We start from the raw sequence: 7,953 nt of genomic DNA, 5'->3' as shown, positions 1-7,953 counted from the left end.
TATATTAAAATAAACGATATAACTTATTTTATAATGTAATTCGTTGTAAAAGTTTAATAATGATATAATGGTACGGTATAGCAAAAAATTTATTAAACGTTTTTCACTACTAGATAATGCATTATATTGTAATTACTGGTGGTGTAATTTCTGGATTAGGAAAGGGAACAATAACTTCCAGTCTTGCATACCTATTAAAAAATAGTGGTTACAGGGTAACTAATATTAAAATAGATCCATACTTAAATTATGATGCTGGTACCATGAACCCATACCAGCATGGAGAGGTTTTTGTCCTTGATGATGGTGGCGAGGTTGATCTTGACCTCGGAAACTATGAACGGTTTTTGGACACAAATTTAACATCTGACAACAATATTACAACTGGGAAGGTGTATAAGGAGGTTATTGAAAAGGAACGCATGGGCGATTACCTTGGAAGCACTGTTCAGATCATACCCCATATAACAAACGAAATTAAAAACAAAATAAGAAAGGCGGCCAAGGGTTATGACATTGCGTTAATAGAGGTTGGTGGTACCGTCGGAGACATTGAATCCATGCCATTCCTGGAGGCCTTAAGGCAGATGAAGTCAGAAAAAAATGATGATATGATATTTGGTCACGTTACACTGATTCCCGAAACTGGAGGGGAACAGAAAACAAAGCCAACGCAGCACAGCGTTAAGGAGCTTCGTGCCATAGGAATCCAGCCAGATATTTTATTCTGCCGTTCAGAGCACCCATTAAATAGCGAGGCAAGGAAAAAAATATCATTATTCACGGACGTTAAGGAATCAGGAATTATAAGCATATACAATGTTAAAAATGTCTATTTTGTTCCGGAACTTATGGAAAAACAGCATATACTGGATCTTATAAGGGAAATTTACAATGCCGATGACCATGAATTCAATTACACGTTAATGAATTTTGTCAATAACATAAAAAATCCTAAAGATGAGGTAACAGTTGGAATAATAGGCAAGTACATAGATATGCAGGATGCATATATAAGCCATAAGGAGGCATTTTCACACGTAACAGGCAATACCGGAATTGCGGTAAATATTAAATGGATAGACTCAGATAAATTACTTAAAAACATTGATGATTTAAGGAACCTTGATGGAATACTTATACCCGGTGGATTTGGATACCGTGGTGTTGAGGGTAAAATAATAGCAGAAAGGTATGCCAGGGAAAACAGAATACCATACCTTGGCATATGCCTTGGATTTCAGGTTTCAGTAATTGAAATATCAAGGGATGTTCTCGGCCTTAAGGATGCAAACAGCACAGAATTTGATGCAGAAACTAAATACCCTGTTATTGATATACTGCCTGAGCAAAAGGGTGTTAAAAACTTAGGCGGTACAATGAGGCTTGGGGCCAAAAATGTAATTATTAAGGAAGGTACACTTGCAAGCAAAATATACGATGGCCAGAAAATAATATCAGAGCGCCACAGGCATAGATTCGAGGTTAATCCTGTTTATATTAAAGACATTGAAAACGCAGGGGTAATTTTTTCAGGGACTGATGATGAAGGAATAAGGATGGAAATTATGGAATTAAAGGATCGTGATAATTATATTGCCACACAGTACCATGCTGAATTTAAATCACGCCCATTAAATCCATCAAGAGTACATTTATATTTTATAAAAAAATCACTTGAATATAAAAAGTTAAAGGAGGATAAACTGTATGAAAGAAATATTAAATAATTTAATACAGAAATCGAATCAGAAGATAGCGAGCGATCCGGCATATTCCAAAAAGCTTCAATCTGTAAAAAAAACAATATGCATTACATTTGATAATAAGGACTCTTACACATTTAAAATCGAAAATAACCACATAAGTGAGCCTGTAGAAGAAAAATCTGATGCTGATATATATGTTGAGGTCAGCTCTGATTTATTTAAGAAGATATTATCCAAGGAAGAAAGTGCCATGGATGCTTACCTCAAGGGTCAGCTAAAAATAAAGGCATCATTAATGGATAAGCTGCTAATAAGTGATTTATTAAAATCCTGAAATGTTAGACAAAAAATTAGATGAGTATAATAATTTAATTCGGAAAAGGGTTGACGAATGTTATGCCATAGCCACAGAGGCCAAATCCCTTGGCAGGGATATATCAACTGAGGTTGAAATACCACTTGCCAATGATATGGCCGAAAGGGTGGAAGAATTAATACACATGAAGGGTATCGCCTCAGAAATCAGGGAACTTTCAAAAACCATGTCTAGGGAGGAGGTATCACTTAAGATCTCCAAAAAAGTTGCAGAAATGCTCAGGGAAAATAAGGATGAGGCCCTTGAAAAGGCTGTTAGGGTGGGGCTTGCCATATTGACCGAGGGCATACTGGTGGCACCTCTGGAGGGAATTAAAGAGGTAAAAATAGTTAAGAATGATGATGGCACTGATTACGCTGATATTGTATATTCTGGTCCAATTAGAAGCGCAGGTGGTACTGCACAGGCATTAAGTGTTCTAATTACAGATATAGTTAGAAGAGAGCTTAATGTGGGGGCATTTAAGGCAACAGATGAGGAGGTTGAGAGGTATATAGAGGAAATCCAGGCCTATAACAGAAGAAAACATTTACAGTATTTGCCCTCTGATGATGAGATAAGACTAGTTGTAAAGAATTCCCCGGTTATGATCGATGGAGAGGGCAGTGAGGAAGAGGAAATTTCCGGGCACCGTGATATGAAAAGAATTAAAACCAATAATATCCGTGGTGGTATGTGCCTTGTGCTATGTGAGGGGCTTATACAGAAATCCAAGAAGGTTTTAAAATATACAAATATAATGAACCTGAAGGAATGGGATATACTGGATAAAATTGGCAACCATAAAAAGGAGGAAAAGGGGGATAAGGGAGAAAAATACCTCAGGGATATTATAGCAGGAAGGCCGGTTTTTGGATATCCAAACAGACCTGGTGGTTTCAGGTTACGATACGGCAGATCAAGGCTCTCCGGGCTGGCCGCCGCATCCATAAATCCTATTACCATGTATATACTGGATGATTTTATTGCCATAGGATCACAGATAAAGGTTGAGCTTCCTGGAAAGGCCGCGGCGATCACACCCTGTGATACAATAGATGGCCCAACAGTGCTTTTAAAAAACGGCGATCATGTTAAAATAAAAAACATGGAGGAGGCACGCAGTTTAAGGGAAAATATAGACGTTATTACAGATCTTGGTGAGATTTTAATCGCCTATGGGGATTTCCTGGAGAACAACAGAAATTTATCAAGGTCACCGTTTACAGTTGAATGGTGGTCATATTATCTGCCGGATAAATTGAAGGGTTACGAAAAAACAGTGCCGGATCAGTTTACGGCAGTGGATCTTTCCAGAAAATATAAAATTCCGCTCCATCCAAAATATGACTATTACTGGCATGATATAACAATCGATGAACTTAAAAAATTAATAGATTCTATAAAGGTGGCTGATTTTTCAGGAGGTTTAATTTTAACCCATGATATTCGGGATATATTAATAAAGCTTGGCATAGAATTTAAAAATACAGATAATGGCCTATTTTTATCAGAATTTTATCCCCTCATAATTTCCACAGGTTTTGAACTTGTTAACGATAAAATTGTTCAGTTAAGAAATATTGATAATGAAACAAATGTAATGGATGCGGTAAATAAGCTTTCAGGTATAGAGATTAAGCCAAGGGCACCTGTGAGGGTTGGTGCAAGGCTGGGAAGGCCAGAAAAGGCAGGGGACAGAAAAATGAAGCCAAAGGTCCATGCCTTATTTCCAATTCTCAATTATGGTGATAGCAGGAGATCTATTCTGGTTGCGGCCAAAAACAGGGTAGAGTTCTCAATGGAATTAAATGCAAGGCAGTGCAGGAACTGTGGAAATGAAACACCATTAACATTATGCGAAAAATGCGGTTCTATTACATATGACGAAAATACAGAGAAAAAATTAAGTGTTAATGTCGGAACAGTTCTTGAAAAGGCTGAAAGCCATGTTGGTTTTTACGATTTAAAGGAGCTTAAGGGCGTTAAAAAATTAATGTCCAAATCAAATACAGTGGAACCTCTTGAAAAGGGTATTTTAAGGTCAAAATATGATATAAGCCTGAATAAGGATGGTACATGCAGATATGATATGTCCGATATACCCATAACACATTTCAAAAAAAGCGAGCTGAAGTTATCCTCTGAGACATTAAAAAATCTTGGATACCCGGATCAGGAAATAAACGAAATATATCCACAGGATATTATAATACCAGAGGATGCGGCAAAATACCTGCTCCATGTATCAAATTTTATTGATGATCTTCTTGTTAAATATTATAACATGCAGCCATATTACATGTGCAGTAAAATAGAGGATCTAATAGGGCATCTTGTTATTGGGCTTGCACCACATACCTCAGGTGGCATTGTTGGCAGGATTATTGGCTTCTCAAAGGTTAGCGGCTGCTATGCACATCCATTCTTCCATGCCGCGAAGAGAAGAAACTGTGATGGCGATGAGGATAGTATAATGCTTTTGCTGGACGGTCTTCTTAACTTCTCAAAAAAATTTTTGCCATCAACCACCGGTGGCCTGATGGATGCCCCTCTTGTTTTAACCGTTATTCTTGATCCTGAGGAGGTTGACAAGGAGGCCCTTAATGTGGATACTCTTTATAAATACCCTCTTGAATTTTATCTGGAAACAGAAAAAAATTCACCGGCATCATCTATAGAAAAGATGATGAAAACAATGAAGGTAAAAATGGCTGAGGAAAATTCATATACCGGTGCAGGTTTTTCATTTGATACATCCGATTTAAGTGATGGCACACTTACATCAGCATATAAAACAATAGGATCAATGGAGGAAAAGATAGAAAAGCAGCTTGGGCTTGCAAAAAAATTGATTTCTGTGGACGAGAATGATGTTGCTGCCAGGGTCATATCATCACACTTTCTACCTGACATGTTTGGAAATTTAAGGAGCTTTTTTACACAGGAATTCAGATGCACAAAATGCAATTCAAAATTTAGAAGAATACCATTATCAGGCAAATGCCTTAAATGTGGATCAGATAATTTGATATTAACAATACACCACGGCAGTATAGTTAAATACCTAAAAGAAACGGAAAAAATAATGTCAGAGTTTAAACTTCCTGAGTATTTACAGGCCCAGATTAGAAGGCTTATAGATTCTATAAATGATACATTTGATATACATGGGGATGAAATTGTTGATGACGCACCAACACTGGAATCATTTAAATAAATTCATAAAATAATGATGCATGATTGGATCATTATTTGTAACAGGACCTGCAGGAACAGGTAAATCAACATTTTGCGGTGCATTTAAGGAATGGCTTACCAGAAGCGATTATGACTCCATTATAGTAAACCTTGATCCGGGTGCTGAGTACCTTCCATATGAACCTGAAATAGATATAAGGGAGTTTATCTCACTGAATGATATAATGAGTGAGTACTCTCTTGGTCCCAATGGTGCCCAGGTCGTTGCATCTGATCTGCTTATAGATAATGCAGAAAAGATAAGGTCAAAACTTGATTTGTACGAGGACTATTATGTAATTTTTGACACTCCGGGCCAGATAGAGCTTTTCAGCTTCAGGCCCAGCAGTCCAATGCTTGTTGAAAGGCTTGCAGGCAAAAAAGGCATGCTGGCCTTTATTGCAGATTCTGTTGTTGCACAGACGCCTTCAGGTTTTATATCTGAAAAAATGTTATTTGGATCGGTATATTCAAGATTCTACATTCCCATGCTATTCGTGCTTAATAAAATAGATTTAATTGGCGATGAAGTTGTTGATAAAATAAAATCATGGGAGGATGACCCTGATCTCCTATACGGGGGCTTTTTGGATGAAAAGGGTGAGATGGTAAAGGACTACTTTCTTAATATTATAAATGCATTTAAGGAATCTGATATAATAACAAAAATTTCTCCGGTTTCATCAAAGGATATGTTTGGATTTGATGACATATATTCTGATATGTCCAATTATTTCCAGGGCGGTGAGGACACAGATACGGAATACAGGGATGAATAATCAAAACATTTTTTCCATGTCCCTTGTATCTATAACATTTACCATCTGGCTTATCATTTCCAGTGATTGAAAGTATAACCTTTCAGAATACGTTGATGTGGCATCAGAAATAACATACGTATTAAATTCCCTTATGTATGATTCATATGAACTTAAGAATATATCAGTTTCAGTGAAAAAACCACATAATAGAACGGTATTTCTTTTGTGCTGCCTTATTAAATCCTCAACATTGGTATTATAAAAAATATCCTCCTTTTTTACATGCACCACATTCTCTGGAATTAAGGCACGTTCAAAATCAGATAAAAATTTTTTATCCATTGGTGATTCAGGCATTTTTGAGTTCTCCTTTCTTTCATTCATTTTTTTTATAAACATGTTTATCTCTTCATTTCCTGTGATGTACTTAAATGGTCTTTCCGTGAATAAAACTGGGACATCGTATTTATTTACAAAGTTTTTTAGATAGTCTACTGCCATTATAAATTCCATCTTACTGAAAACATTCCTAAAAAAATCCCTGCTGTAATTTTCCATTATTATTATGCTATCTTCTGGAGAAATCATGTAACTTTATTTATAATTAATATTTCTTATTTTGTGAGCCATCGCATTACAGTTTAATGAGGTTTCAATATACATTCACCATTTTCATCATTTAGAATGAATTCATCATATTCATATTGCATTTTATTCAATTTATTACTGTTCATATCGGATTAAATATTAATAATATATTCAATTTTCCTTAATATTTATTCCCATTAAGTTATACATGCTCTCAGCCCAGAGACCTTATTTATAGTATATTTATCTATAAATGAAAACTATAAATAAATTTTAAGAATAAGGCAGATAAGGCGGAGATTGCCGAGATAGGAAAAGGCGATGGATTTAGGGTCCATTTCCGCAGGGATTCGGGGGTTCAAATCCCCCTCTCCGCATCCTTTTTAAAATTTTGGAAATCCCAGTGCAGCATCTATTATAATTCCAAGGGCAAGCACAACAGAGGCATAGATATTATAATGAAACGCTCTTCCATAATCCTGCTTCCTTGCAAGAATAAATGCAATAAGCATTATCAATCCGTGTAGTGCTGTACTTATGTAGGATATTAAATATAATTTATAAAATATGTCAGCACCAACGGCAAGGGAAACAGACAATACCTGATTCAATCCTGCAAATGCCAGTGATTTGCCTCCAAGCAGAACTGCAAAACTATGCAGATTATGGGTTTTATCATAGTCTATATCTGGAATATGGTTATATAAATCGAATCCAATGGCCCAGAAAATTGTCGCAAAAACAAAGAACCATGGAATTCTGTATATTATATACAACGGCCCATGTATGCCGGATGCAGCTATGGCACCGGCCATAACCGATAATCCCTGTATGGATGCTATCTGATAATTGGCCAGGGCCGTGTGCCTTTTCATGTATGGGTATGTCATAATTATAAGTGCGCCAAGTGGGGATAATGTAAATGCTATAATGTTTATAAAAAACGCAGAAACAAAATATCCTATTAAACCTATTATTATAAACAAATATGCATCCTGAACTGTAATGGCACCTGTTACAAGGGGTCTTGTCATTGTTCTGGGATTCCTGGCATCTATAAACCTGTCTGCAAGATTATCATTTGTCATTCCTGCTATCCTAATGAAAAAAAGTGCGGTGAATATTAATAGCAAAACCCTGATTGATGGAATACCGCGGACGGCCAGAAAGGCCCCAAGATATGCCATGGGGAGGCTAAAAAAAGTCTGCTCCATTCTTAAAAACCTAAGCGTAATATAAACCTTATTTTGTGTTTTATGAGCTCCTCCCGGGTCCCACATTTATAAGGTATATCTATATT

At 36.4% G+C, this 7,953-nt stretch carries 6 protein-coding genes and 1 tRNA gene; 5 read left to right on the top strand and 2 right to left on the bottom strand.

Annotated elements, in window-relative coordinates; translation table 11 throughout:
• The first annotated feature begins 116 nt into the window (after nucleotides 1-116).
• The 4 genes from pyrG to AOG55_RS08565 are packed head-to-tail and all read left to right on the top strand — an operon-like array spanning nucleotide 117 to nucleotide 6,083.
• Nucleotides 117-1,730, top strand: coding sequence for a glutamine hydrolyzing CTP synthase (gene pyrG / locus AOG55_RS08580; protein WP_048102018.1), 1,614 nt, complete (start codon nucleotides 117-119; stop codon nucleotides 1,728-1,730).
• Nucleotides 1,711-2,043, top strand: a complete 333-nt coding sequence (locus AOG55_RS08575) for an SCP2 sterol-binding domain-containing protein (RefSeq protein ID WP_048102017.1) — start codon at nucleotides 1,711-1,713, stop codon at nucleotides 2,041-2,043. Before pyrG ends, AOG55_RS08575 begins: the two co-directional genes overlap by 20 nt.
• A 1-nt stretch (nucleotide 2,044) precedes the next feature.
• A complete protein-coding gene (locus AOG55_RS08570; protein ID WP_048102016.1) occupies nucleotides 2,045-5,284 on the top strand; it encodes a DNA polymerase II large subunit in 3,240 nt (1,079 codons plus the stop codon).
• 19 nt (nucleotides 5,285-5,303) lie between these two features.
• Nucleotides 5,304-6,083, top strand: a complete 780-nt coding sequence (locus tag AOG55_RS08565; RefSeq protein ID WP_048102015.1) for an ATP/GTP-binding protein — start codon at nucleotides 5,304-5,306, stop codon at nucleotides 6,081-6,083.
• Here the strand turns inward: AOG55_RS08565 and AOG55_RS08560 are convergent, their stop codons facing one another.
• Entirely contained in the window at nucleotides 6,084-6,653 is a 570-nt protein-coding gene (locus AOG55_RS08560) for an isochorismatase family protein (protein ID WP_048102014.1), read from the bottom strand.
• A 293-nt stretch (nucleotides 6,654-6,946) separates the two neighbouring features.
• Between AOG55_RS08560 and AOG55_RS08555 the strand changes: the two genes are divergently transcribed.
• Nucleotides 6,947-7,030: transfer RNA gene (locus tag AOG55_RS08555), tRNA-Leu, on the top strand.
• Nucleotides 7,031-7,036: 6 nt separating this feature from the next.
• Here AOG55_RS08555 and AOG55_RS08550 read toward each other — a convergent pair.
• Nucleotides 7,037-7,933 carry a 4-hydroxybenzoate octaprenyltransferase gene (locus AOG55_RS08550; protein WP_048102013.1) on the bottom strand — a complete coding sequence of 299 codons (897 nt, stop codon included), beginning with the start codon at nucleotides 7,931-7,933 and terminating at the stop codon, nucleotides 7,037-7,039.
• Nucleotides 7,934-7,953: the final 20 nt, after the last annotated feature.

The organism is Acidiplasma cupricumulans, assembly GCF_001402935.1.
Lineage (GTDB): Archaea > Thermoplasmatota > Thermoplasmata > Thermoplasmatales > Thermoplasmataceae > Acidiplasma > Acidiplasma aeolicum.
The sequence above is the reverse complement of the archived record's forward strand: the minus strand, read 5'-3'. Positions and strand labels throughout refer to the sequence as shown.

Bases quoted from the DNA above. Each gene is read 5' to 3' on its own strand.
- AOG55_RS08550 (WP_048102013.1), bottom strand. From the start codon at position 7,933: ATGTGGGACCCGGGAGGAGCTCATAAAACACAAAATAAGGTTTATATT.
- AOG55_RS08575 (WP_048102017.1), top strand. From the start codon at position 1,711: ATGAAAGAAATATTAAATAATTTAATACAGAAATCGAATCAGAAGATA.
- AOG55_RS08565 (WP_048102015.1), top strand. From the start codon at position 5,304: ATGATTGGATCATTATTTGTAACAGGACCTGCAGGAACAGGTAAATCA.
- AOG55_RS08570 (WP_048102016.1), top strand. From the start codon at position 2,045: ATGTTAGACAAAAAATTAGATGAGTATAATAATTTAATTCGGAAAAGG.
- AOG55_RS08560 (WP_048102014.1), bottom strand. From the start codon at position 6,653: ATGATTTCTCCAGAAGATAGCATAATAATAATGGAAAATTACAGCAGG.
- pyrG (WP_048102018.1), top strand. From the start codon at position 117: ATGCATTATATTGTAATTACTGGTGGTGTAATTTCTGGATTAGGAAAG.